We start from the raw sequence: 23,768 nt of genomic DNA, 5'->3' as shown, positions 1-23,768 counted from the left end.
GTGGGGCTCCTGCAGCCAGCCGGATCGATCCTCGGCCATCGGAGATCGCGCCATGAAGAGAACCTATCAGCCCAGCAAGCTCGTGCGTAAGCGTCGTCACGGCTTCCGCGCTCGCATGGCGACGGCCGGCGGCCGCAAGGTCATCGCTGCCCGCCGCTCGCACGGTCGCAAGAAGCTCTCGGCCTGATTTCTAGGCGCCCCGGCGGCGTAGTCCGCTGGGGTAGGCCTTGATCAACCCGAGGCTTGCCCAAGCGATGACCTCGCCCCTTGGCCGCAGGATCGAACCGGCAGTGTCGACGATCGGACGGCTGAAGCGGAGACCGGACTTTCTCGCTGCTGCGGGAGGGCGCCGTTTTCACACCGAGCTCATGAGTGCCCAAGGCCGGCTGCGTCATGCGGCCGGCACGCCTGTGCCTGCTACCTCGGAGAGCGCAGCGGTCGATGGACTTCGCATCGGCTTCACGATCACCAAGCGGGTCGGTCACGCGACGGAGCGCAACCGCATCCGCCGCCGCTTGCGCGATGCCGTGAAGCGCGCAGCAGCCGAGTTGCCGTCCGCCGAGGCCGATATCGTGCTCGTGGCCCGTCGCCCCGCTCTGCATGCGCCTTTCGACACGCTGGTCGCCGATCTGCGCCGTTCCGTTGGCGCGGTGATCAAGCCGAGTGACGGCAGGCAGCAGGGCCAGAAGAACCGCCCCGGACGTGGGAAAGGTCGCTCCGGCGCGGCCAACCCGGCCGATGCCGTGAAAGGCCCGGTTCGCGGCGACCCGACACCATCCTGCCATCATGCGGCCGATGTGCCCCTGCAGCACGAGGCGCCGTCGATGCCTCGCGCGGCGAGCGGAGCCTTCGACGCCTCCCCTCCTTCGAACACACGCGACGGATCTCTCGATGGGTAATGACAAGACGAACATGATCGTCGCGATCGCCTTGTCGCTGGCGGTCCTGCTCGGGTGGAACTACTTCATCGCCGCCCCCCGCGTGGAGCAGCAGCGTCAGGCCGAGCTTCAGAACAAGGCTGCTGCCCAGGCCGCCAACCCGACCGGCGCTCCCTCGGCAAGCCCGGCGGAAGGCGGTCCCTCGGCTCCCGTTCCGGGCACCCTGCCGAACGCGGCCGTATCGGTGGAGAGCCGCGAGGCAGCCCTGGCCCGTTCCCCGCGCGTGGCCATCGACACCCCGGCCCTGGCCGGTTCGATCGCCCTGAAGGGTGGCCGCGTCGATGACGTCTCGCTCAAGGGCTACCACGAGACCGTCAGCGATTCGAGCCCGCGCATCGTGCTGCTCTCGCCCACCGGTAGCGCGAACCCGTATTACGCGGAATTCGGCTGGGTCGGTCAGAACACAGGCCCCCTCCCCACGGGCGACACTGTGTGGACCGCCGATGCCGCCGCGCTGACGCCGGCAAAGCCTCTGAGCCTCACCTACGACAACGGCGCAGGCCTGCTGTTCAAGCGCGTCATCGCCGTCGACGACAAGTTCATGTTCACGATCCGTGACGAGGTCGAGAACAAGGGGGCGAACGCCGTCACGCTGTATCCGTATGGGCTGGTCTCGCGCTGGGGCAAGCCGACGACGCAGGGCTATTACGTGCTGCATGAGGGCATGATCGGCGTCCTCGGCGCCGACGGCCTGCAGGAATACACCTATGACCACGTTGCGAAGGAGCCGGCGCTCGGCAATGCCGGCACGAAGGGCAAGGCCTGGGCGAACGTGAGCGGCGGCTTCGTCGGCATCACCGACAAGTACTGGGCCGCGGCCACGATCCCGGACCAGGCCACCCCCTATACCGGCAGCTTCACCGAACGCACCGACGGCGCCACCAAGGTCTATCAGGCCAGCGTGCGCGGCGATGGCCGCAGCGTCGACCCGGGCGCGACCGTGACGTCGACCCAGCAGCTCTTCGCCGGTGCCAAGGAAGTCAACACGATCAACGGCTACCAGAAGGATCTCGGCATCAAGCAGTTCGATCTGATGATCGACTGGGGCTGGTTCCACTTCATCACCAAGCCAATGTTCCGCGCGTTGGACTTCTTCTTCCATCTGTTCGGCAATTTCGGCGTGTCGATCCTGGTGGTGACCTTCTGCCTGAAGCTGCTGTTCCTGCCGATCGCCAACAAGTCGTACCAGTCCATGGCCAAGATGAAGGCCGTGCAGCCGGAGATGGCCTCGATCCGCGAGCGCTACGGCGACGACAAGATGAAGCAGCAACAGGCGATGATGGAGCTGTACAAGAAGGAGAAGATCAACCCGGTCGCCGGCTGCTGGCCGGTGCTGATCCAGATCCCGGTCTTCTTCGCGCTCTACAAGGTCCTGTTCATCACCATCGAGATGCGGCATGCGCCGTTCTTCGGCTGGATCCAGGATCTCGCCGCTCCCGATCCGACGAACATCCTGAACCTGTTCGGGCTCCTGCCCTTCGCCGCCCCGGACTTCATCCATCTCGGCATCTGGCCGATCGTGATGGGCATCACGATGTTCATCCAGATGAAGATGAACCCCGCGCCGCCGGACCCGGTCCAGGCGCAGATCTTCACCTTCATGCCCATCGTGTTCACCTTCATGCTCGGCTCGTTCCCGGCCGGCCTGGTGATCTACTGGGCCTGGAACAACACCCTCTCGGTCATCCAGCAATACGTCATCATGCGCCGCAACGGCGTGAAGGTGGAGTTGTGGGACAACCTCGGCGGGATGTTCAAGAAGAAGCCCGCCGACAAGAACGCACCGGCCAAGAGCTAGGCTTCGCGTTCTTCCCAACGAGACCACCCCGGCTCCTCATCCCGAGACGCCGGAGCGAAGCGGAGGCCTCGAAAGAGGCCTCCAGGACCCGACGCGGTTTCTGGACGCCTCCTTCGAGGCCGCTTCGCGGCACCTCAGGATGAGGTCGATGGTGGGACACGTCACGTTTCCCTCTCTCAGCCGGAGACCATGATGACCGAGCCCGAAGCCGACGCAGCCCTCCTCGAATCCGGCCGCCTGCTGTTCGCGGGAGTAGCTGATTTCCTGTCCTCCGCGCCGAACGTCGCCGCGCTGCCGCCGATGAAGGGCGTCGAGATCGCCTTTGCCGGGCGCTCCAATGTCGGCAAGTCGAGCCTCGTCAACGCACTGACCGGCCGCAATACCCTGGCGCGGACGTCGCATACGCCGGGCCGGACGCAGCAACTCAACTTCTTCGATATCGGCGGGCGACTGACCCTGGTGGACATGCCCGGCTACGGCTACGCGGCCGTGGAGAAGACCAAGGTCGAGGCCTGGACCGACTTGATCCACGACTACCTCAAGGGTCGCGCCAATCTCGCCCGCGTCTTCATGTTGATCGATTCCCGCCATGGATTGAAGAGCATCGATACCGACGTGCTCGACGGGCTCGACAAGGCCGCCGTGAGCTATCAGATCGTCCTGACCAAGGGCGATGCCCTGAAGAAGGCCGAAGTCGATGCGCGCATTGCCGGCATCCGCTCCGCCATCGCCAAGCGCCCGGCGGCCTACCCTGAGATCCTGATCACATCCAGCCGCGACGACCGTGGCGTGCCGGAACTACGGGCGAGCGTCGCCCGGATCCTGGCCGAGCGCGGCGCATGACCGGCTTCGACCGTGCCCTCCTTGCTCTCGGCGCGCTCGCCGGCCTGCTCGGCGTCGCCGCTAGCGCGGCCGCGGCCCATATCCCCGGAGCCGACAGCCTGAAGACGGCGGCGCAGTTTCTGCTGTTCCACGCGCCCGCCATCATCGCACTCGTGGCCCTGACGGCCACCGGGCTCACTCACCGCCTCACGACCCGGGTCGCCGCTGCCGCCCTGGTGATCGGACTCGCGCTATTCTCCGGTGATCTGTCCTTGCGTGCCCTGAAGGGCATTCCGCTCTTTCCGATGGCCGCGCCGACTGGCGGCGTCATCCTCATGGCCGGCTGGCTGGTCGCGGCATTGGCCGCTTTCGTTCCGGCGCGGACCCGACAGGGTCCACTTGGCCAGCACACGCCCGCAATTCGATCCTAGCGACACCTCGACCCTGGGCGCGTTCGTCCAAAGTCGAGGGGCGGATCGGAGTGGCACCCGGTCCTTGCAGTGCCTCGAGAAAGTTCCGGTTCACATACGGCTCTCGTTCCGAACCCTAGAGCAGAACGGACGTTCTACGGGTGGGACTCAGACGAACAGGAAATCGGTCGCGTGCAGATCCGCGACCTGCAGGCCGGCGAGCCTGATGCTGCCCTCGTCATACTGAATGACGACGCCGGCGCTGGTGTTCTCGGCGTGAGAGACCACGGCGGCAAAGGAGCCCAGCACATCCTTCTCCAGGCGAATGACGTCGGGCGAGCCCGATCCGGGGCTGAAGTCGGTGATGACGTCCTTGCCTGTGAGCCGATCGAAAACGAAGGTATCGCGGCCGGCGCCGCCGGTCAGTCTGTCGTTGCCGGTCCCGCCGATCAGCATGTCATTGCCGTCATCGCCTAGGAGCGAGTCGTTGCCGGCGTCGCCGAACAGGATGTCGGCGCTTGACCCGCCGTTCAGTACGTCCTTCCCCTCGCCCCCGAACAGCTTGTCCGACGAGCCATCCCCCGAAAGGACATCGTCGCCGCTGGCGCCCACGACCCGGTCCACCCCGTCCCCACCCTGAAGCGTGTCGTTGCCGGCACCGCCATTGAGTTGGTCGTCCCCGATGTTGCCGCTCAGGAGATTGTTGGCGGCATCACCCGTAAGTTTATCGTTCTGGTCGGTCCCACTGACATTCTCGACGCCGGAGACGGTTTGCTTGCCTTCTTCACCGCCGACGATGAAGTAAGACTTCTGGCTCAGATTGACGTTGGCGGCTCGGTCGAAAGCAAAGAACGCGAGGGTATCGGTACCCGACTGGCCATAAACGTCGTCGATGAACAAGTCGTAGCGCATGACGAACCGGTCGTCGCCAGATCCGCCGTAGAGCGTGTCGACGCCGTTATCTCCGATCAGCAGATCGTTGCCACCGCCGCCATAGAGGGTGTCGCTGCCGATATAATTCGTTGCCGAATCGGAGTCGCCAAAAATGGTATCATCCCCGCCTCGACCGTAGATCACATCGTTACCACTGTAGCCGAGAATATAGTCTTTCTCGTCAGTCACACCCGTGGTGTAATCTATGAGATCAGCCTGACCCGTGCCCATTACATACGCCATGACGTTCCTTTCCTTCGCATTCTCCAACGAGGATCGATTTGCATGACTAGCCTAGCCTTTTGCAGGCAGACAGGCAATAACGGAATATACACTTGATTTATAGAAGTATTTATCAGACATCTGGTCTTTGTTTGCAGTTTTCAACGCCCTCGACGCCTTATCCCTGATGGCCTCCTTCACGGGATCGAGGTGTTCGCCCAATGAGGGGACGGCGCGGAATCATCCTTTGGGAGTGCCCAACCCCGATAGGCGGGGCATGAAATCTCGGCGCTCAGACGAGAGGATCAGTCATCACCGGCAGGGTGAAGTCGGCAATATTGAATGCTCCACGCCATAGGCCGGGCATCCGAATGGATCGGGACGACAGGCTACAGCGAGATCCCGTTCACCCGCGTTACCACCGCCCTGATCACGGAGCGGCGCTGACGCACCGGTTCGCCGTGACCGCCTTCTAGATCACCGTCGCCATCGGCCTGCAGGGGTGATGGTATACGCTCTCTCACCCCCCGCGCCGGAGGGAGGATCGCTTGCTGAAACCCTGGATTCTGTTCGCCGCCTGCCTCGCGGCCTTCCCCGCGAGCGCCGCGCCGATCGAGGAGAACGAGCCGTTGGTGATGCGGATCATCTTCGAGGATTGCCTCGGTTATATCCGCCACGGCCGCACGCCGTTCCAGGGGCTCGCGACGCGGCCCGCCTCGCGTGAGGCGATCGACACCATCCCGCGCCGCGCGCCGGACCGGGAGAAGGCAGTGGAGCTTTTATCGCCGCGCTACGTCGCATCCTGGGGGCAGGACAATAACGGCAGGCACTGCCTCATCCGTACGGTCTGGAACGCCGAGCCCGACGTCCGGCCAATACGCCTCGGCGTGCGAAGTGAGGGCTTCCTCCAGCGCGTCGATGCGCGCGCCCGCGCCGAGGGTCTGACGAGCAGCGGTATGGCGGATGCGTTCACGCCGATATCCGTCAGCTCCTGGTCCGAGAGCGAAACCGGCCATGACAGCGGTCCGCTGCGGCCGGTCAGTTTCTCGCTCGTGGCCTCGGCCGCCGACGAGGCCGGGGGCCTCGCCGATGCCGGCGTGATCGCCATGGGCGGTCCGCCGCAGGGACGCCCTTGAAAGCCCGACCGTTGCCCATTCGGCGGATCGGAATCTTTGATCAGGACGATCGGCGGGCTCGCGCCACGTAGTCGGGTCAGGCCCGAGAAACAGGCCGGCCCCTACGGCATCACCGGAGGGTGGTAGGTGAGCGTGAAGGCCAGCGCCCAGAGCAGGAACAGCACCAGCGGCAGATGGATGATGAGCTGCAGGAAGCTGAACCCGACGATGTCGCGGGCCTTGAGGCCGAGGATGCCGAGAAGCGGCAGCATCCAGAATGGGTTGATCAGGTTCGGCAGCGCCTCGGCGGCGTTGTAGATCATCACCGCCCAGCCGAGATGGACCTGCAACTCGTTGGCCGCCTGCATCACGTAGGGCGCTTCCAGCAGCCATTTGCCGCCGCCCGACGGCACGAAGAAGCCGAGCACCGCCGAATAGACACCCATGGAAATCGGGAAGCTGCCCGTGGTGTTCAGCGCCACGAACGCGTGAGTGATGACGTCCGAGACCGAGGTGCCGCCCGCGTTCTTCGCATTGGTCAGCATGGCGCTGATCGCCGCGTAGAGAGGGAACTGGATCAGCACGCCGGCGGTGGCCGGCACCGCCTTCGCCACCGAGGCGAGGAAGTTCCGCGGCCGCCAATGCAGCAGCAGGCCGAGGGTGAGGAAGAGCAGGTTGTAGGTGTTGAGGTTGGAGATCGCGGTGATCCAGGATTGGCGCGCGAATTCCTGGTAGAGCCAGCCGGCGGCGATGATGACGAGGAGCAGGGTCAGGATCGGCGAATGCTCCAGCCATTCCGAAGGCTGCTGCGGCCGGGACTCGTCCGGCTTGTCGCGCGAGACGTCGAGGCCGAGATCGTCGGCCGTCACGGCGGTGGCGGGCTGCGGCGCCGAGACATAGGCGATGATGATCGAGATCACGAAGAGGATCAGGGCGATCAGCATCGACTGCCAGAGGAAGATCGTCTCGCTGAACGGGATCACGCCGGTGATCGGCAGCAGGCTCGGCGGCAGGCTCTTCGGATTGGCCTGGAGCTGGGCGGCCGATGAGCTGAGCCCCATGGCCCAGGTGGCGCCGAGCCCGAGATAGGCCGCGGCACCGGCGGCCCGGTAATCCATGCGAAGTTCGGTGCGGCGGGCGAGAGCGCGGGCGAGAAGGCCGCCGAAGATCAGGCTGAGGCCCCAGCTCAGGAACGACGACAGCATCGTCGCCGCCGCCACGAAGCCGACCGCGCCCCGGCCGGTCTTCGGCACGAGGGCGAGCCGGTCGATCAGCCGCTGAACCGGCGGCGCCGTCGCGACCACGTAGCCGCCGATGGTGACGAAGGCCATCTGCATGGTGAAGGGGATCAGGCTCCAGAACCCGTCACCGAAGCTCTTGGCCACCGTCATCGCGGGCGCGCCGTTGGCCAGCGCCCCGAGGGCCACGATGACCACCGCGATGGCCACGAAGATGAACGCGTCGGGAAACCAGCGCTCGGCCCAGACGGTGAAGCGGATGCCGAGGCGGGACAGGGCACCATCGGTGGCGACTTCGCCGACGGGGCGGCCGGTTCCCGGTTTGGACGGAACCGGATCGCGGGATTCTGGACTGGGTGCCGACATCTGAAATCCCGCCGTGATCGGGCCTGGTCCACCAAGCCGATGCCGTGCATGTTGCCCAAACATGGAGCGGGCTCAAGCCCGGCTTTTTGGCTTGTCACCAAGGTAAAGTCGGCGGGGATGGGTCGCCTTCAACCTTCCTTCAGTACCGCTCGTCCCACTATGCGCCGCGATCCTTCCAGGGGATGACGTGTGACACGGCCAGTGAGCAAATCCGTCCAGGAGATCATTCGCGACCGTCGCCCCAATGCGGATGCGCCGTTCCGTGATCTCACCGATGGAATGGAAACCGGCCCTTCTGACAACGGAAGGAGGGCCGACGGCTCGCAACTGGCCTGGCTGTTCGGCATCCTTGCCAGCGCCGCGGCGATTGCCGGTGCTGTGCTCGTCGTCCTGGCGGCGCCACCTGTGTTCGACTGCCGAAACCGGGCCGAACAGGGCTTCTTCGTAGGACAGACCTATGGTGGCTGCGTAGCAAGTGAGGTTTCGACGCGGTGGAACCTGCTCGAACAGCGCGTGAAGCTGGCACTGCGCGGCTCGGGTCGCTGAACTGCGCTTTCTTCCCCGTGCCAGGAACCCTGTCTATTCAGAAGTTATCCGAGAGGTGATGGCGACTGCCATGAGATCGGCTTCCGGCGGAGGCGGTCCCCGCCGGAAGCATGGAAGCGAACCTCGCCTCAGTTGAGCGTGGCGCTCGCCGGACGCCGCTCCGGTAAAGCGGGATCGTCGCCGATCATCAGGCCGGATGGGCCGAGCCGGACCGGCACCGCCTCGCCGTCATGGATGCGGCCCGCGAGCAGTTGCTCGGCCAGCCGGTCCTGCACCGCCTTCTGGATGACGCGCTTGAGCGGACGCGCCCCGTAGGCCGGGTCGTAGCCCTTGTCGGCCAGCCAGTCGCGGGCATCGGGCTCCACGTCGAGGGCGATCTTGCGCTCGTCGAGGAGGGTCTGGAGGCGCCCGAGCTGGATATCGACGATCGCCCCCATCTCGGACCGCCGGAGACGGTGGAACAGGATGATCTCGTCGATCCGATTGAGGAATTCCGGCCGGAAATGATGGCGGACCACGCCCATCACCTCCTCGCGGACCTCATCCGTATCCTGCCCCTCCGTCTGCGCCACCAGATATTCCGACCCGAGATTCGAGGTCATGATCAGCAGCGTGTTGCGGAAGTCCACCGTCCGCCCCTGACCGTCCGTCAGGCGTCCGTCGTCGAGAACCTGCAACAGGACGTTGAACACGTCCGGATGCGCCTTCTCGATCTCGTCGAACAGCACGACCTGATACGGCCGGCGCCGCACGGCCTCGGTGAGCGCACCGCCCTCCTCGTAGCCGACATAGCCCGGGGGCGCGCCGATCAGCCGGGCGACGGAATGCTTCTCCATGTATTCAGACATGTCGATGCGCACGAGGGCCGTGTCGTCGTCGAACAGGAAGCCGGCCAACGCCTTGGTCAGCTCGGTCTTGCCGACGCCCGTCGGCCCGAGGAACATGAACGAGCCGATCGGCCGGTTCGGATCCTGCAGGCCGGCGCGGGCACGCCGCACGGCGGTGGCCACCGCCTCGACGGCTTCCCGCTGGCCGATGACGCGCTTGCCCAGTTCGGCCTCCATGCCAAGAAGCTTCTCGCGCTCGCCCTCCAGCATCTTGTCCACGGGCACGCCGGTCCAACGTGAGACGACGCCCGCGATATGGGCCGGCGTCACCGCCTCCTCGACCATACCGTCGCGGGCGACAGCGCTTTCGGCCGCGGCCTCGTTCTCGGCGAGTTCCCGCTCCAGCCCAGGGATCACGCCGTATGCGAGCTCGCCCGCGCGCTGGTACTGGCCCTGGCGCTGGGCCGAGGCGAGTTCGTTGCGCGCCTCGTCGAGCTTCTTCTTGAGCTCGGCCGCCGCACCCAGCTTGTCCTTCTCGGCCTTCCAGCGAGAGGTGATCGCGGCCGACTGCTCTTCGAGATCGGCCAGTTCCTTCTCCAGCCGCACCAGACGGTCGCGGGAGGCGGAATCGGTCTCCTTCTTCAGCGCCTCGCCCTCGATTTTGAGGCGGACCACCTCACGGTCGATGTTGTCGAGCTCCTCCGGCTTCGAATCCACCTGCATGCGCAGGCGCGACCCAGCTTCGTCCATCAGGTCGATGGCCTTGTCCGGCAGGAAGCGGTCGGTGATGTAGCGGTTCGACAGAGTCGCGGCCGCCACGAGGGCCGCGTCCTGAATGCGCACGCCGTGGTGCTGCTCGTACTTCTCCTTGATGCCGCGCAGGATCGAGACCGTGTCCTCGACGGTGGGCTCGGACACGAAGACGGGCTGGAAGCGGCGCGCGAGGGCCGCGTCCTTCTCCACATGCTTGCGGTATTCGTCGAGCGTGGTCGCGCCGACGCAATGCAGCTCGCCGCGCGCCAGAGCGGGCTTGAGCAGGTTCGAGGCGTCCATCGCCCCGTCCGCCTTGCCGGCCCCCACCAGCGTGTGCATCTCGTCGATGAACAGGATGATGCCGCCGGCGGCCGAAGTGACCTCGGAGAGCACGCCCTTCAGCCGCTCCTCGAACTCGCCGCGATATTTCGCGCCGGCGATCAGCGCGCCCATGTCGAGGGCGAGCAGGCTCTTGTCCTTCAGGCTCTCCGGCACGTCGCCATCGACGATGCGCAGGGCCAGCCCCTCGACGATGGCGGTCTTGCCGACGCCGGGTTCGCCGATCAGAACCGGGTTGTTCTTGGTGCGCCGGGACAGGACCTGGATGGTGCGGCGGATCTCCTCGTCGCGGCCGATCACCGGGTCGAGCTTGCCCTCCCGGGCGGCCTCGGTGAGGTCACGGGCATATTTCTTGAGGGCGTCATAGGCGTTCTCGGCCGTGGCATTGTCCGCCGTGCGGCCCTTGCGGAGCGCGTTGATGGCGGCGTTCAGCGACGCGGCGGTGACGCCGGCGGCGGCGAGCGCACGGCCGGATTCGGTGTCCTTCTCCACGGCGAGGGCGAGCAGCAGGCGCTCGACGGTGACGTAGGAATCACCCGCCTTCTGGGCGGCCTTCTCGGCGGTGTCGAACAGGCGCACGAGTTCTCGCGTCGCCTGGGGCTGCGCGGAATTACCCGAAACCTTGGGCTGCTTGGCCAACCACTGCTCGACCTGGGCGAGCGCCACGCGGGACTGTCCGCCGGCGCGGTCGATAAGGCCTGCGCAAAGCCCCTCGGGATCGTCGAGGAGCACCTTCAGGAGGTGGCCGGGCTGCAATTGCGGGTGGCCTTCGCGAAGGGCCAGGGATTGCGCGGCCTGGACGAAGCCGCGGGCGCGTTCGGTATAGATCTCGAAATTCATGTCTTTCCTCTCCCCCGTGCCGACGATCCACCGCCCGCCAAGCGGCGCGGCCCCGTCGAGACGTCGCTCCCCGACCGAATGGTCCGTGGAACACCGGCGCCGCGAGGGCCGCCGATGTTCACGATGTAGTGTTGCATATGAGCACCACAAGACCCGATCACGGACTTGCGCTTCAGGAAAGCTTCGGGCGAAGCTGGCGCGATGAATCTCCTGCCGACGACCCCAAGCGAACTGCACCTCGAGGCGCTTCATCGCTATCCGGTGAAGGGTCTGTCGCCAGAGCGTCTGGACGCGGCGACGCTACGGGCCGGAGCCTATTTTCCCGGCGATCGACTCTTCGCCATCGAGAACGGGCCGTCCGGGTTCGATCCGGCGGCCCCCAAGCACCAGCCCAAGATCAAGTTTCTGATGCTAATGCGCAACGAGGGACTGGCGCGTCTCGCGACGCGCTATGACGCGGACAGCTCGATCCTGACAATCTCTCAAGACGGGCGCTGCGCCGTCGAGGCGGACGTGTCGGTTCCAGAGGGGCGCGAGGCGGTGGAAGCGTTCTTCGCAAGGGAATTCGCCGACGCCCTGCGCGGGCCGCCGAAGTTGCTCACCGCGCCGGAAGGCTTCCGCTTCACGGATTCGGCGCGCGGCTTCGTCTCGCTCCTCAACCTCGCCAGCGTGGCGGCGACCGAGGACATGGTGGGAGCGCCCGTCGATCCGTTGCGCTTCCGCGCGAACCTTCACCTTTCCGGGCTCGCGCCGTTTGCCGAACTCGATCTGGTCGGACGCGTCCTAGGGTCGAAAGGCGGCGTCCGCCTGCAAGTCTCGAAGCGGACGGAGCGCTGTGCGGCGACGAATGTCGACCCGGCGACAGGACTCCGCGACCTCGCGATCCCAAAGGCCCTCTCGACGCAACTCGGCCATACCGATTGCGGTGTCTATGCCGAGGTGCTCAGCGGCGGCCGCCTCGAACAGGGCGAGACGCTCCTGCTCGAGCCGTGCGAAGTCAGGCCATAATCGCACCTGGGTTCCCGCCGCTGGGCAAGGTCAGATCGGGTGGCGCGGGACGAGCACGATGGCTGCGGCGTAGCCCGCCCGGCGCAGGCCGCGAAGATCGGCATGGCGCCGCTCGCAGGTCACCCTGACGTAGCGCTTCTCACCCTCCTCACTCCAGGTGGAAGCAGCCATGGTCTGGCCGTGGATCATGCATTCCATCGGCGTGTGCGCAGGTGACACGATGATGTCGAGGGCGGTGGTGCGGGAGCAATCCTGCGCCGCGATCATGCTGGAGCAAACGAGGGCGACGGCTAACAATTCTGACATGACGGACCCCTTTTTCGGTTCGGCGAATAAGGTCCGCGGTGTTGCTCAGGCGTCGAGCGGCCGCGTGATTGTTGCCTGAGCGTTCCTCGTCGTTTTTCATTGGACTTGGTCTAGCATGACAGATGCCAAACCTGTCGCAAGGTGGCCTCGGCCCCGGCCGAACATGGCTCTCATGCACGGCGCGAAGACTTCGGCTTCATGCGCGAAGCGATACATTGTCGGCCCGCGATCGGCGGGTGACGAGGCGGTCCTCGTTACGAGGTACGAGCCAGGTCGGCTCGGGCTCGGCGCGGGGCAGGATGCTGGCGACGGCATCGAGATCGACGACGTAGCTGTCGGTCAGTCTGCGCCAGACTTCTGCGGGAGAGGCGGTGTCCTTCCCGATCTGGGCGAGGGCGGCGGTCAGATTCCGAAGGCCGGTGAGGGTCGGACGGGCGACGGTGGTATCCGCGGCGAGCATCGGAGGGAGCGTCCTGTGCAATCTTCCAAAGGATCACAGGACAGGGTTAACGCACGGTTATGCCCCCCTTGGTGCTGGCCGTCCTCACCACCGATCCGCCTTTCACGATGGGACCATTTTTCCGAGCTTTGGCGGCTATGGCGCTTCGCAGTGCGACATCGCTGCGCTAGAAGCGCGTCGTCGCGCATCCCGATCCGGCGCCGTAGCGAGGACAGTGCCTCACGATGAAAGAATCTCTGGCAAAAGACGCCCTCCCGAACGTGCATGTGCGCGCGGAAGTTCTGGTCCAGGCCCTGCCCCACATGCAGCGCTACGATCAGGAGATCGTCGTCATCAAATATGGCGGCCACGCCATGGGCGACCGCGCCGCGGCGGAAGATTTCGCCGAGGATATCGTGCTCCTCGAGCAATCCGGCCTGAAGCCCATCGTGGTTCATGGCGGCGGCCCGCAGATCGGGCGCATGCTCGGCCGGCTCGGCATCGAGTCGGAGTTCCGTGGAGGCCTGCGCGTCACCGACGAGGCGACCGTCGAGGTGGTCGAAATGGTGCTCGCCGGCTCGATCAACAAACAGATCGTCGGCTGGATCTCGGCCGAGGGCGGTCGCGCCATCGGCCTCTGCGGCAAGGACGGCAACATGGTCCGCGCCCGCAAGGCGACGCGCACCGTGATCGACCCGGAGAGCCAGACCGAGAAGGAGATCGATCTCGGCCTCGTGGGCGAGCCGGAGCATGTGGAACGCGGCGTCCTCGACGCGGTGTTGAAGGCGGAACTGATCCCGGTCCTCGCTCCGGTCGCATTCGGCGCCGACGGCCAGACCTACAACGTCAATGCCGATACGTTCGCCGGGGCCATCGCCGGAGCCCTGCGGGCCAAGCGCCTGCTGCTCCTCACCGACGTGCCGGGAGTGCTCGACAAGGACAAGAAGCTCCTCACCGACCTCACCCTGGAGGATTGCCGCCGCCTCATCGCCGACGGCACCATCACGGGCGGGATGATCCCGAAGATCGAGACCTGTATCTACGCGCTGGAACAGGGCGTCGAGGCGGTCGTGATCCTCGACGGCAAGGTGAGCCATGCCGTGCTGCTCGAACTCTTCACCGACCACGGCGCCGGTACGCTGATCCGCCGGGCCTGAGCACAAAGCCCCGGGACGTAACCCCTACGTCCCGGGGCGCGGCATCCTCGCGGCCGCCGGGATCTAAAAACGTCATCATTTCTCGGCCTCGCCGGGATCCGGCACACCGGCCTTGGCCCAGAACGCGGCCGTCGCCTTACGATAAGCCCTGGTGAGGGCCGGTCCTTCCGCGCCCGCCGGACCAATCTCGTCCCAGATCTGCTGGCACAAGGTGGCCTGGACCGTGAAGCGGCTGGGATCCTCGGTCTTGGAGGCAGCGATCAACGCGCCGACGATCTTGCGCATGCGTTCGGCATTCTGAGCGAAAACCTCCTCGCCTTCAGCCACGCGGCGGCTCGCTGTTTCGGCCTTCGCAGCGCGACGTTCGGCGGAAACCGTATCCTTCGTCACATCCGCCTCGTTGGGCCGGTACGCAGCCTCAACCTCCTTGAGAGCGGCGCGGCCACGCAGGATCATAGGCTTGGCATCGGCCCGACCCCGGCAAGAGGCGCGCAGTTCGACCAGGAGACGCTTGGCCATGCCCACCATCTTGCGCGACGGTGGGGACGCGGAGGCTGCAACGGCTGCCCTTTCCAAGGCGGCGATGATCGAATCCGCGTCGGCCGGGGGCCGCTCGCTGGCAACGTCGGCGCCGGAAATCGCCAGTGCCTTATGGTCCGGCTCAAAGCTCACAATGAAACCCTCTCGATCGATCTAGGGCGCCGCGCGTGCAACCGTTCGCACCGCCGCTTCCATGTCCGAAGCCGCCCTGTCGAGAAACCCGCGGCACCGCCGCGCACCACATTCAGCCTTCACTCAAGCAGCCTGGCTGCCGCAACGGGGCGTAGCCCTATCCCCTGGGCCGCGACAGCGTCAAGGCAGCGCCAAGAGTGGTCGGACCGCCTGCCTTTTTCAAACATGCCCCTCGCCGACGCGTGATCAAAGGCGAAGATGCGAATGCTGCCGTCTCCGGCACCGAGCTGTGCACGGCCACGTGAAGGCTGTTGGAAGACGTGAATCGGTGGGTAGAAATGAAGCTGTCGCGCCCGAAAGTCGTTCAACCAGCAACGAAGCCTAGTCGCGGGAGACGCAGCACGAACGCTGGGTTTTTTCAGGAAAATGGTGCTGCTGGACAGGATTGAACTGTCGACCTCCTCATTACCAATGAGGTGGAACGAGCATTCCGGAGGTAGCTGCAGATTGCTGGTGATCGCTATCTCATTGATTTATATCATGGTAATGTAGCTTCGGGTTTTCGGGCGTTTGCGTCGGTTTACCCGACGGTGGTCACCCCGTGGTCACCAAAAGCTCGAGTGACCACCAATGACGGACATCTCCCCGACTAAACTTACGAAGCGGAGCGTTGATGCAGCGCAGCCCACAGCGAATCGCTACGTCGTGTGGGACTCAGAGCTGAAAGGGTTTGGCCTGCGGGTCGAGCCCTCTGGGTCAAAAAGCTATCTCGTCCGTTACCGTGCGGGCCAAGGTGGGCGTGCTGCCGCAAAAAGATTCTTGAGCATTGGGCGTCATGGAACTCTGACGCCGGATGAAGCTCGCCGGAAGGCGAAGGAGGTCCTCGGAGCTGCGGCGAGAGGCGAAGACCCCGCTGACGATCGAGCGCGGTTTCGTGCGGCCCCGACGGTTGCTGAGATCGCTAAGGCGTTCTTGACCGAACACCTGAAAACGAAACGAAAGCCGAGCACCTTGGCGAACTACCGCCGAGCTTTCGATCTTCACATCCTCCCCAGCCTCGGCCGCAAGAAAGGTGAGGAGGTTACCCGAGCTGATGTCGCACGTTTGCACCATGAAATGCAGAGCCGCCCAGCCATGGCGAATTATGCCTCCGCGGTGCTCAGCTCGATGTACACCTGGGCAGCGAAGCGCCACTTCGTCCCCGAAGAGTTCAATCCTGCGACGAAGGTAGGAAAGTACCGCGAGAAACAGCGTGAGCGGTTTCTTACTGCCGAGGAACTGGGACGGCTCGGTCAGGCCATCCGGAAGGCTGAAACGGAGGGAGTGACTTGGGAGCCTCGGGCGACCAAGAAGGCTAAGCATGCTCCACGGCCTGAAAACCGGCGGGTCACAATCAACGCGCATACGGCAGCGGCGTTACGGCTGCTGCTGTTCACTGGCGCCCGGCTTCGTGAAATCCTGCACCTGCGCTGGGAACACTTCGACGTCGGGCGTGGCTTGCTGCTTCTTCCAGACAGCAAAACCGGGAAAAAGACGATTGTTCTGGGCGCTGCAGCTCTTCAGGTGCTTGCTAGCGTTCCACCCATCGGTGCCTTTGTTATCGCCGGCGAAGGAGCGGGAACCGCTGGCGAGAAGCCCCGTTCAGATTTGAAGCGGCCGTGGGAGCTAGTTGCAACGGAAGCCGGACTTGTTGGCGTTCGTCTACACGATCTCCGGCATTCGTTCGCCAGCGTCGGAGCGGGTAGCGGTCTAGGCCTACCAATCATTGGTAAGCTCCTTGGTCACTCTCAAGCCGCTACTACGCACCGATATGCTCACTTGGATTCTGATCCGCTACGCCGAGCAGCCGATGAGATCAGCGAACGGATCGTCCATGCCATGGGCGGTTCAGGGCCTGCTACGCCATGAAACTGCCGATAAGGCAGGCGCATTTAATATCACCCGTGAATATCTTCTGAGTTATCTAACCTATTCAATTGCAATATCAAGCACAATACGGACAATAACAGCTTTGAGATTAAGTTTAATCATAATATACTAAAAAGCACGATCAATACGAGTGAGCTCCATGTCATTTTTTGCAGTTATTACGCCGCCAGCTAAACAGACATAGATTTGGTATTTTGTTAAACATCGAGGTGTCAGAATGCCAACGGCATTTATGCTTACAAATAAAAGGTAAATACAGTTGGTATTCTCAATGCTCGCCATATGTGGACTAAGGTTAGCTGGCGCTACACTCCGGCCCCGGCTAAAAAGCGATTTATGGCGCTCGTTTCCCTCGTTGAATATACATTCGGCAATTGCGATTAACAGCTTAACAACACGAAGAGGGTATCCAATTATTTGACATGCTGGCCAAACCTCAACATAAATTAAAACAAGATCAGCCACTAGACACCGTTATTAAGACGAGCTCCTGAACGACTTTGGTGTCTTGTAGGCGCCGAAGAGAAAACCAGATGTATAGCAAACCCTTCCTTTTCGACCAAACATTAGCTCAAGCAAATCTTTGGTTGATCGAGTCCGAACCTTAACACATGCATTAACAAAAGTGATAACGTCCTAAACATATAAATTCAAATGAAAATTGAATTTATAAGATATGATTATTGCGGAGAACTTATCTACTATCGCTACAGATTTTCATAAGAGTGTTATCCGAAATCATACCAAGTTTCTCAATGATGGACTCACGACTATTAACCATTTTTTCTCGAAGCTGGAATGTCTTTACCCGTTGACTGTTAGCATCCGATCTACGCTCTTCAAGAAGTTGTCGTTCCTGTGAATGCTCGCACAGCGGCCTCCATTTACAATCCTCCAATCGTTCATTGACCAGTTCGAGATCGTTCTCAGCAGTAGCAGCTAGTTTTTCGGAGGCACGAATACCGACCTCTGCCATCGACAAAGCTGAACATAATGCAGCAACGTCGCCGGGAGGTTTATCCAGCAGATTAGACTGCGCGACACCCGGCGAAGCTGTGACGATAGAGGCGATCAAACCAGTTGAGAGGATGAATAGAATTCTGTCAAAAATTGTATTCACCGACATTTTGGATGAGGATCAATCAGAAACTGGGCGACTTCAACTTGTTGTTCTTCTCCTCTGCAACCTTAACCGCCTCCGACAAGGAGTCTCCGAGGTTACTGAGATTCCTAAGAGCTGCTTCCATCTCAGATTTTGCCTTCGAGACGTTTTCCCCGGCAATGATATCTTCGATATATTTTCGATCCTTCTTCAAACGGTTAAGCAAACTTCCCGCACGATCAGCCTCCTTAAGTATATCTTGGCGAAGTTGTCGCACATTGTCTGCTTGAGCTTTCCAGCTGTCTAGTCGCTCTATCCAGCGAGGGTCATTTACCGCTTCCGTCTCCGCATTTTTCTTACGCTCATCAATATAGGACAGCAAGGAATTAACAGCCTTCATCATTTCGCTGTTGTCGCCGAAAGCATCAAGGGCACTACTTGAACTACCCATAAGATCATCTAAGAATTTTCTTGCTTGCTCCGGATCGGCGGCCTTATTAATTGCCTCTTGTAGATCCTTACTTCGCATGTTCAGTTCATCTGCCGACTTTTTTGCTGCGCCAAGAGCGTTCGTCATGCGCTGCTGAAAGTTGCTTCCCTGCGGGGCTTGAGCAAGCAGAGGGCTTGCGACTGAAACCATTAAAACGGCGATAAATCCAAATTTGGTCAGCGATTTTATCATCATGGTGTACCACGTCTCCAACTAAATGTTCAGATCACATGCCATTAGTACCGGACTGCGTTTTTGGTATTTTTTTTGTAAATCCTTCGAGCACTTTATTGAATTCATCGAGTGATTCGATTGCCATGTCGAATTGTTTTCCTCCCTCGGAGAATGCGATCCTCGGCTTGTTCGCTTGAAGCCGCCGAATTTCTTTTGCAAGGGCATCTTTCTGCTCAGAGGTCGCAGTTACTATCTCTTTTAGTCGAGCTAGACGATCTTTCTCTCTGTCTACCTCTTCAGGATAGTTCCGCTGGGCCTCCTCGATTCTCTGTTGACCAACGCTTTCGCTTCGAGCCGCCTCCTCAATAAGGCCGCCTGTACCTTCGATCCGGTCAATAAAACTCTGCTGTCCTTTGATGAATCCATCCAGTGCTTGTTCAATGCCGGACCAAGACGATTTTCCTCCACCCTGTTCACGCAAGGCACGAAATGATTCTGTAATTGATTTAGCACACGCCTCTGCAGCTTTGGTTGCTTCAGATAAACGCGAGTATTTTTTTTCCACCAGATCAGGCGCGGGCGTCGCCTCACTAGACTCGCTTCCTTTAACCAAGTTTTGAAAGTCAGAGCAGCTATTGGAGTTTGAAACCGGCGGCTTGTTCGACGGCTTGGAATTCGCTTCCTGAGCCAATACGGGCGAAAAAATAAAGCCAGGATAGGCTACAACACAAACGCCAATAATAAAAAATCTGTATAAACGGCCGCTGAAAATATTTATATGTTGCATTGTTTTATTCCCGCTTGAAGTGACATTTTTATCGATTTAAGTGTGCCCTGCGTCTCTCTATAACCACGAGCAAGTAAACCAGTTCTAATTTTCACCTGTATTAGCTCACCGTGAATTCTTAACAGCGAACCAACCGGTTCTGGCTGCCTTTGAAGCTTCTCAATCTCTTTTTCAACTTTTGAAATCTGTTCATCTAAGCAGCTTGAGAGTTTCTCAATATGAGAATCTTCCTCAGTTTTTTTGCCGATCATTGGCATCTTATCTATCTCATATCTAATTGCATCAAGCCTCTTCGTGTCACAAAATTTTTCAGTGCTAACTTTCTGTGCTTCTTCTGCGGATTTCCAAACTTCTTTCCAACGCTCAGTTTTCTGCTGGGCCGCCTCTATGCTTGCTTTCACAAGATTGTATCTCTGAGGAAATTCTACGGATCTAGCAGGGCACACCTTGGATATCTGTATAGGCTGCAGCGCAGCCTCTGTATTGTCCGTTGAACTTGAGGATGTGCCAGCGGTAGCGGATGGCAGTACTTTATTTTCTTCTTTCACGGTTGTTGCAGGTGGTACTACGCCTGCGTTGCTTTGTACGGTATCCTTTGTGGGCTGTGTTTGTCCTATCGCCTGGTCCGGGGCCACATTAGGGGAGCGCTTCTGCTCGATGGGGTCGAGCTTTGATGGATCGACTGCCAAGAAGCGCAGATGCCCGCGACCGGTGTTGTCGCGGCTTGCATTCCATACAAAGCCAGGCCCACCAGCGAGGCGGAATAACGGAGTATTGTATTTAAAGGAAAGCTTGCGGTCGGCATGAAATCCCATAACGATGCTTTGGCCCTTCAAACCACTTTGAAGTTCTACTCTGGCATCATCGTCGAGCGGTAAAAGTTTCAGTCCTCCCCACCTGGCGAGAACGATCGTTTCCCCTACTCCTCCGCCGTTAATCCGCTTAACGTCCGCCATATCTACGTAAAGACGAGATAGCCGTTTGATCTCGGCATCTATATCAGTCGGCCCAAAGTACGCTGGCATAAAGGACCGCTCGATGTACACGATACGGCCCTCGGCATCATGCAATATGCTGGTAGAGAGCGCATAATCTCCACGATCTGACTGTTCGACCGAGGAACGTTTGCACCATGTGATATTTCTGAATTGGTGGGAAGGATAACATTCATATTGGCGATATACTGCGCTATCAAAGCTCAGACGTTCTCCGAGGCCTAGGCCCGCCACCATGTATACAGCCGACACCTTAGGTTGTAATTCGTTAACCTTCGTTGCCGGCAAAGCCCGCCGGCCAAGCTCACTGAATGGGGCCGGTGACGACTGTTCATTTTGATATGGGTATGGGTGCTCTTCTTTAATTTTTGAAACCTCCGCGCCAATTGCGCTTCTGAATATGTCTGGCCCAAAAAATTGTGCCTCCGCTGCACAATGCGGTCCGGCGAAGCCCAGCGCACATACAGTAGTTAATAGGTACCTAAGATTTTTTGTCATGAACTCGTTCAGCGCCATGGCTTCCTATAAGCAACTTAGCCGCGGCTTGTCCCGAGCGGAGGCACGTCGGTCACCGGACTTCGAATCCTCGGTTTCGTTCATCATTAACACATGCCCATAGTGTCATGCGATCAGATGTTTGATCCTAGCCCTAGTGGTGAAGTTTTAAACTGAAGTTGCAGGCCCCAGCGGACCCGGCCTTGCAGATGGCCAGGAAGAAAGCGAGCTCAAGCAGCAGCGCCGACGCCTAGGTCGGCCTCAAGGCGGCGGCCACCGCCGATTTTGATCTCCGTGGCACCGGTCTTGGGTCGAGATCGTCTAAGCTCGGCCGCGATACCAGGGTCATATAACAGCAGGAGCGGAACCGCCGGCGAGGGCTCTCAGGTGACCGTAACGGGAACGAACGCGGGGCATGCTCGTCTGCTCCCCGTCGGCCTTTTCGAGGCTAGTGTTACCAAGTTGACTGTCAAACAGCGTTGAACATTGACCCTGGATCGGCGTCGAACTTTGACCCCCTGGATGGGTATGGCGGGACGCCCCTGATCAGCCCGGCGAAGCGGGNTGTCAAACAGCGTTGAACATTGACCCTGGATCGGCGTCGAACTTTGACCCCCTGGATGGGTATGGCGGGACGCCCCTGATCAGCCCGGCGAAGCGGGTCGGGGTGGCGCAGCCGGGCTKATCAGGGGTCCAGCAGGCGCGACGTGCGTGCCGGCCTCAGGCGCGGTTCTTGAAGCGCCAGCTCTCGTTGCCGGTCTCGACGATCTCGCAATGGTGGGTGAGCCGGTCGAGCAGCGCCGTGGTCATCTTGGCGTCGCCAGCGAACACGCTTGGCCATTCCCCGAAGGCGAGGTTGGTGGTGACCACGATCGAGGTGGTCTCGTAGAGCTTGCTGATGAGGTGGAACAGCAGCTGGCCGCCCGACTGCGCGAACGGCAGGTAGCCGAGCTCGTCGAGGACCACGAGGTCGAGTCGGGCGAGGTGGTCGGCGATGCGGCCCTGCCGGCCCGCCCGCGCCTCGGCTTCGAGCCGGTTGACGAGGTCGACGACGTTGTAGAATCGGCCCCGCGCGCCATCCCAGATGCAGGCCCGTGCGATGGCGATGGCGAGGTGGGTCTTGCCGGTCCCGGTCCCGCCGACGAGCACGACGTTGCGCTGGTGAGCCAGGAACTCACCGCCGGAGAGCGCGCGTACCAAACCCTCGTTGATCGGGGTGCCGTCGAAGGCGAACTCGGCGATGTCCTTGGCCAGGGGCAGCTTGGCGATCGTCATTTGGTAGCGGATCGAGCGTGCCTGCTTCTCGGAGATCTCGGCCTGGAGCAGGTCGCCGACGATCTGCTGCGGTTCGTGGGTGCGCTTGAGCGCGACCTTGATGATCTCGTCGTAGGCCGCCTTCATCCCGAAGAGCTTCAGCTCGCCCATGGTGGCGAGGATGTTCTGGCGTTCCATCATGGGGGGCTCCTCAGGCTGTCGTAGCGGGCGCAATCCGCGACCGGCTCGTGGCGCAGCCGCAGGCTCTCGGGGGTCAGGATGGTGACGGGCGGGGTCGGCTCGCGCTGCCGGGCGAGGATGTTGAGGACGACGTCGGCCGAGTGCACGCCTTCGCGTAGGGCCTCGGCACAGGCCGCCTCGACGGCCGGCAACCCGTCGGCGAGCACGGCGGTGAGGATCTCAACCATCTGACGGTCCCCTCCGGCACTGCCGGCGAGCTTGCGTCGGACCCGGTCAAGGGCGGGAGGCAGGACCCAGTCCTTGAACGGTGCACCGTTCCGGAGCGCGCCGGGCTTGCGGGCGAGCACGGGGACATAGTGCCAGGGATCGAACACGGTCTGATCCCGCCCGAAGGCGCGCTCGTGCTCGGCGACGACGCGCCCGTCTTGCCGGATCTCGACGCGCTCGGCGTAGGCCCGTACCTCGACCGGCCGACCGATGGCCGAGGCGGCGACCGAGTAGCGGTTGTTGTCGAAGCGCACGAGGCAGGTCGTGGACACCGAAGCGGTGACGGCGTGGAAGCCGTCGAAGCGGCCAGCATAGGGAACGAGGGCTGTCCGCTCGGCCTCGAACCGCTCCCAGACGGTGCGCTCGCGCTCCTCGGGATGGGGATGGGCCTTGGCGTAGGCGATCACCCCATCGAGCAGGAGCGCGTTCAGCTCCTCGTAGCTCTTCACCCGGACACGCGGGGTGAAGAAGCGCTCGCGCACCAGCCCGACCTGGTTCTCGACCTGCCCCTTCTCCCAGCCCGAAGCCGGCGTACAGGCGACCGGATCGACGAGGTAGTGCGAGCACATCTGCAGGAAGCGGCGATTGTAGGCGCGCTCGCGCCCGACGAAGATCGTCTCCACCGCGGTCTTCATGTTGTCGTAGATGCCGCGCTGGCAGGTGCCTTGGAAGAACGCGAACGCCCGGTCATGGGCGTCGAACACCATCTCCTGGCTCTCGCGCGGATAGGCTCGCACGAACAGCATGCGCGAGTGGCACAGCCGGACGTGGGCGACCTTGACCGTGACGGTCGTGCCGCCGATCAGCACGATCTCGTGGCTCCAGTCGAACTGGTAGGCCTCGCCCGGGGCGAACGACAGCGGTACGAACGCCTGGGCCGTGACCGAGGCGCGCTCGCGCTTCCAGGTTTTGGCATAGCGCCGAACGGCATCGTAGCCGCCCTCGTAGCCGAGCCCGCGCAGCGCCTCGTAGATCCGGATCAGCGTCAGCCGCTCGCGGGCGGACCTGCCGGCGTTGGTGGTCAGCATCCGATCGAGATCGTCGCGCCACGGCCCGAGCTTGGGCAGCGGCTGCACCTCACGCTCGTAGGCGAAGGCGGTGGCTCCCGACCGGACGACCTTCCGGACCGTGTTGCGGGAGACGTGCAGGTCGCGGACGATGTCCTTGATCGCGCGGCCGCGGTTGAAGAACTCGCGCCGGATGCGCGCAATCGTGTCCACGCCCTTCATCCCCCTACACCACCCTCCGGTCGTACCGGAGAGCAGTCTGCGAGAACGAGGTTAGGGGGTCAGAATTGGACGCCGATCCCCCGCCTCACGGGGTCAAAGTTGCACGCCGAAACACA

The 23,768-nt window shown here is 61.9% G+C and carries 21 protein-coding genes and 1 pseudogene; 10 read left to right on the top strand and 12 right to left on the bottom strand.

The annotated features are described in order from the left end of the window. Positions 1-52: 52 nt before the first annotated feature. From rpmH to ASF32_RS18600, 5 genes are all read left to right on the top strand, one after another. Positions 53-187 (top strand): 50S ribosomal protein L34, encoded by a 135-nt coding sequence (rpmH, locus tag ASF32_RS18620; protein ID WP_018045311.1) that lies wholly within the window; start codon positions 53-55, stop codon positions 185-187. A gap of 67 nt (positions 188-254) precedes the next feature. After that, positions 255-899 carry a ribonuclease P protein component gene (gene rnpA, locus ASF32_RS18615; RefSeq protein WP_056431779.1) on the top strand — a complete coding sequence of 215 codons (645 nt, stop codon included), beginning with the start codon at positions 255-257 and terminating at the stop codon, positions 897-899. Further along, positions 892-2,736, top strand: coding sequence for a membrane protein insertase YidC (gene yidC, locus ASF32_RS18610; RefSeq protein WP_056431776.1), 1,845 nt, complete (start codon positions 892-894; stop codon positions 2,734-2,736). The genes rnpA and yidC overlap by 8 nt, the downstream gene beginning before the upstream one ends. Before the next feature lie 192 nt (positions 2,737-2,928). After that, a complete protein-coding gene (gene yihA, locus ASF32_RS18605) occupies positions 2,929-3,579 on the top strand; it encodes a ribosome biogenesis GTP-binding protein YihA/YsxC (protein WP_056432386.1) in 651 nt (216 codons plus the stop codon). Further along, the gene (locus ASF32_RS18600; RefSeq protein WP_056431773.1) at positions 3,576-3,989 is read left to right on the top strand and encodes a DUF423 domain-containing protein; all 414 of its coding nucleotides are present in this window, start codon (positions 3,576-3,578) and stop codon (positions 3,987-3,989) included. The genes yihA and ASF32_RS18600 overlap by 4 nt, the downstream gene beginning before the upstream one ends. Positions 3,990-4,136: 147 nt before the next feature. On the opposite strand, the gene ASF32_RS18595 is transcribed toward ASF32_RS18600, so the two are convergent. After that, positions 4,137-5,144, bottom strand: coding sequence for a calcium-binding protein (locus tag ASF32_RS18595; RefSeq protein WP_082469889.1), 1,008 nt, complete (start codon positions 5,142-5,144; stop codon positions 4,137-4,139). Positions 5,145-5,671: 527 nt separating this feature from the next. Here ASF32_RS18595 and ASF32_RS18590 point away from each other — a divergent pair. Beyond that, positions 5,672-6,259, top strand: coding sequence for a hypothetical protein (locus ASF32_RS18590; RefSeq protein ID WP_056431768.1), 588 nt, complete (start codon positions 5,672-5,674; stop codon positions 6,257-6,259). Positions 6,260-6,360: 101 nt separating this feature from the next. Here the strand turns inward: ASF32_RS18590 and ASF32_RS18585 are convergent, their stop codons facing one another. Beyond that, positions 6,361-7,842 (bottom strand): TIGR00366 family protein, encoded by a 1,482-nt coding sequence (locus ASF32_RS18585; protein ID WP_056431765.1) that lies wholly within the window; start codon positions 7,840-7,842, stop codon positions 6,361-6,363. Positions 7,843-8,043: 201 nt separating this feature from the next. On the opposite strand from ASF32_RS18585, the gene ASF32_RS18580 reads away from it, so the two are divergent. Continuing rightward, positions 8,044-8,388 carry a hypothetical protein gene (locus ASF32_RS18580; protein ID WP_244477876.1) on the top strand — a complete coding sequence of 115 codons (345 nt, stop codon included), beginning with the start codon at positions 8,044-8,046 and terminating at the stop codon, positions 8,386-8,388. Positions 8,389-8,516: 128 nt separating this feature from the next. On the opposite strand, the gene clpB is transcribed toward ASF32_RS18580, so the two are convergent. After that, entirely contained in the window at positions 8,517-11,147 is a 2,631-nt protein-coding gene (gene clpB / locus ASF32_RS18575; RefSeq protein ID WP_056431759.1) for an ATP-dependent chaperone ClpB, read from the bottom strand. Between the two features lie 201 nt (positions 11,148-11,348). On the opposite strand from clpB, the gene ASF32_RS18570 reads away from it, so the two are divergent. Then, positions 11,349-12,155: an MOSC N-terminal beta barrel domain-containing protein gene (locus ASF32_RS18570; RefSeq protein WP_056431757.1), complete on the top strand. Its 807-nt coding sequence runs from the start codon at positions 11,349-11,351 to the stop codon at positions 12,153-12,155. Positions 12,156-12,185: 30 nt separating this feature from the next. On the opposite strand, the gene ASF32_RS18565 is transcribed toward ASF32_RS18570, so the two are convergent. Then, entirely contained in the window at positions 12,186-12,461 is a 276-nt protein-coding gene (locus ASF32_RS18565) for a hypothetical protein (protein WP_056431754.1), read from the bottom strand. 196 nt (positions 12,462-12,657) lie between these two features. Further along, entirely contained in the window at positions 12,658-12,921 is a 264-nt protein-coding gene (locus ASF32_RS18560) for a hypothetical protein (protein WP_056431752.1), read from the bottom strand. 224 nt (positions 12,922-13,145) lie between these two features. Between ASF32_RS18560 and argB the strand changes: the two genes are divergently transcribed. Next, entirely contained in the window at positions 13,146-14,057 is a 912-nt protein-coding gene (argB, locus tag ASF32_RS18555; protein WP_056431748.1) for an acetylglutamate kinase, read from the top strand. A 75-nt stretch (positions 14,058-14,132) separates the two neighbouring features. On the opposite strand, the gene ASF32_RS18550 is transcribed toward argB, so the two are convergent. Beyond that, positions 14,133-14,729 (bottom strand): hypothetical protein, encoded by a 597-nt coding sequence (locus ASF32_RS18550; RefSeq protein ID WP_244477875.1) that lies wholly within the window; start codon positions 14,727-14,729, stop codon positions 14,133-14,135. A gap of 630 nt (positions 14,730-15,359) precedes the next feature. Between ASF32_RS18550 and ASF32_RS24810 the strand changes: the two genes are divergently transcribed. After that, the gene (locus ASF32_RS24810) at positions 15,360-16,637 is read left to right on the top strand and encodes a site-specific integrase (protein WP_082490471.1); all 1,278 of its coding nucleotides are present in this window, start codon (positions 15,360-15,362) and stop codon (positions 16,635-16,637) included. A 715-nt stretch (positions 16,638-17,352) separates the two neighbouring features. On the opposite strand, the gene ASF32_RS25600 is transcribed toward ASF32_RS24810, so the two are convergent. The 6 genes and pseudogenes from ASF32_RS25600 to istA all read right to left on the bottom strand — a co-directional run. Beyond that, positions 17,353-17,784, bottom strand: coding sequence for a hypothetical protein (locus ASF32_RS25600; protein ID WP_156467895.1), 432 nt, complete (start codon positions 17,782-17,784; stop codon positions 17,353-17,355). A gap of 16 nt (positions 17,785-17,800) precedes the next feature. Continuing rightward, on the bottom strand, positions 17,801-18,445 hold the full coding sequence (locus ASF32_RS18535; protein WP_156467894.1) for a hypothetical protein: 645 nt from the start codon (positions 18,443-18,445) through the stop codon (positions 17,801-17,803). 31 nt (positions 18,446-18,476) lie between these two features. After that, the gene (locus tag ASF32_RS25595; RefSeq protein ID WP_156467893.1) at positions 18,477-19,211 is read right to left on the bottom strand and encodes a hypothetical protein; all 735 of its coding nucleotides are present in this window, start codon (positions 19,209-19,211) and stop codon (positions 18,477-18,479) included. Beyond that, a complete protein-coding gene (locus ASF32_RS25590; RefSeq protein ID WP_156467892.1) occupies positions 19,199-20,722 on the bottom strand; it encodes a hypothetical protein in 1,524 nt (507 codons plus the stop codon). The genes ASF32_RS25595 and ASF32_RS25590 overlap by 13 nt, the downstream gene beginning before the upstream one ends. A 699-nt stretch (positions 20,723-21,421) precedes the next feature. Beyond that, positions 21,422-22,156, bottom strand: coding sequence for an IS21-like element helper ATPase IstB (istB, locus tag ASF32_RS18530; protein ID WP_280136571.1), 735 nt, complete (start codon positions 22,154-22,156; stop codon positions 21,422-21,424). 8 nt (positions 22,157-22,164) lie between these two features. After that, positions 22,165-23,652, bottom strand: a pseudogene (gene istA, locus ASF32_RS18525) (IS21 family transposase); the annotation flags it as partial. Between the last annotated feature and the right edge of the window lie 116 nt (positions 23,653-23,768).

Origin of the sequence: Methylobacterium sp. Leaf91 (assembly GCF_001422815.1) — a bacterium.
Lineage (GTDB): Bacteria > Pseudomonadota > Alphaproteobacteria > Rhizobiales > Beijerinckiaceae > Methylobacterium.
This window is presented reverse-complemented; position numbering and strand designations above follow the sequence as displayed.

Coding starts and splice junctions, on each gene's coding strand:
- yihA (WP_056432386.1), top strand. CDS start 2,929: ATGACCGAGCCCGAAGCCGACGCAGCCCTCCTCGAATCCGGCCGCCTG.
- ASF32_RS25590 (WP_156467892.1), bottom strand. CDS start 20,722: ATGGCGCTGAACGAGTTCATGACAAAAAATCTTAGGTACCTATTAACT.
- ASF32_RS18600 (WP_056431773.1), top strand. CDS start 3,576: ATGACCGGCTTCGACCGTGCCCTCCTTGCTCTCGGCGCGCTCGCCGGC.
- ASF32_RS25600 (WP_156467895.1), bottom strand. CDS start 17,784: ATGTCGGTGAATACAATTTTTGACAGAATTCTATTCATCCTCTCAACT.
- ASF32_RS18565 (WP_056431754.1), bottom strand. CDS start 12,461: ATGTCAGAATTGTTAGCCGTCGCCCTCGTTTGCTCCAGCATGATCGCG.
- ASF32_RS18595 (WP_082469889.1), bottom strand. CDS start 5,144: ATGGCGTATGTAATGGGCACGGGTCAGGCTGATCTCATAGATTACACC.
- rpmH (WP_018045311.1), top strand. CDS start 53: ATGAAGAGAACCTATCAGCCCAGCAAGCTCGTGCGTAAGCGTCGTCAC.
- ASF32_RS18560 (WP_056431752.1), bottom strand. CDS start 12,921: ATGCTCGCCGCGGATACCACCGTCGCCCGTCCGACCCTCACCGGCCTT.
- rnpA (WP_056431779.1), top strand. CDS start 255: ATGACCTCGCCCCTTGGCCGCAGGATCGAACCGGCAGTGTCGACGATC.
- ASF32_RS25595 (WP_156467893.1), bottom strand. CDS start 19,211: ATGCAACATATAAATATTTTCAGCGGCCGTTTATACAGATTTTTTATT.
- ASF32_RS18585 (WP_056431765.1), bottom strand. CDS start 7,842: ATGTCGGCACCCAGTCCAGAATCCCGCGATCCGGTTCCGTCCAAACCG.
- ASF32_RS24810 (WP_082490471.1), top strand. CDS start 15,360: ATGACGGACATCTCCCCGACTAAACTTACGAAGCGGAGCGTTGATGCA.
- yidC (WP_056431776.1), top strand. CDS start 892: ATGGGTAATGACAAGACGAACATGATCGTCGCGATCGCCTTGTCGCTG.
- ASF32_RS18570 (WP_056431757.1), top strand. CDS start 11,349: ATGAATCTCCTGCCGACGACCCCAAGCGAACTGCACCTCGAGGCGCTT.
- clpB (WP_056431759.1), bottom strand. CDS start 11,147: ATGAATTTCGAGATCTATACCGAACGCGCCCGCGGCTTCGTCCAGGCC.
- argB (WP_056431748.1), top strand. CDS start 13,146: ATGAAAGAATCTCTGGCAAAAGACGCCCTCCCGAACGTGCATGTGCGC.
- ASF32_RS18535 (WP_156467894.1), bottom strand. CDS start 18,445: ATGATGATAAAATCGCTGACCAAATTTGGATTTATCGCCGTTTTAATG.
- istB (WP_280136571.1), bottom strand. CDS start 22,156: ATGATGGAACGCCAGAACATCCTCGCCACCATGGGCGAGCTGAAGCTC.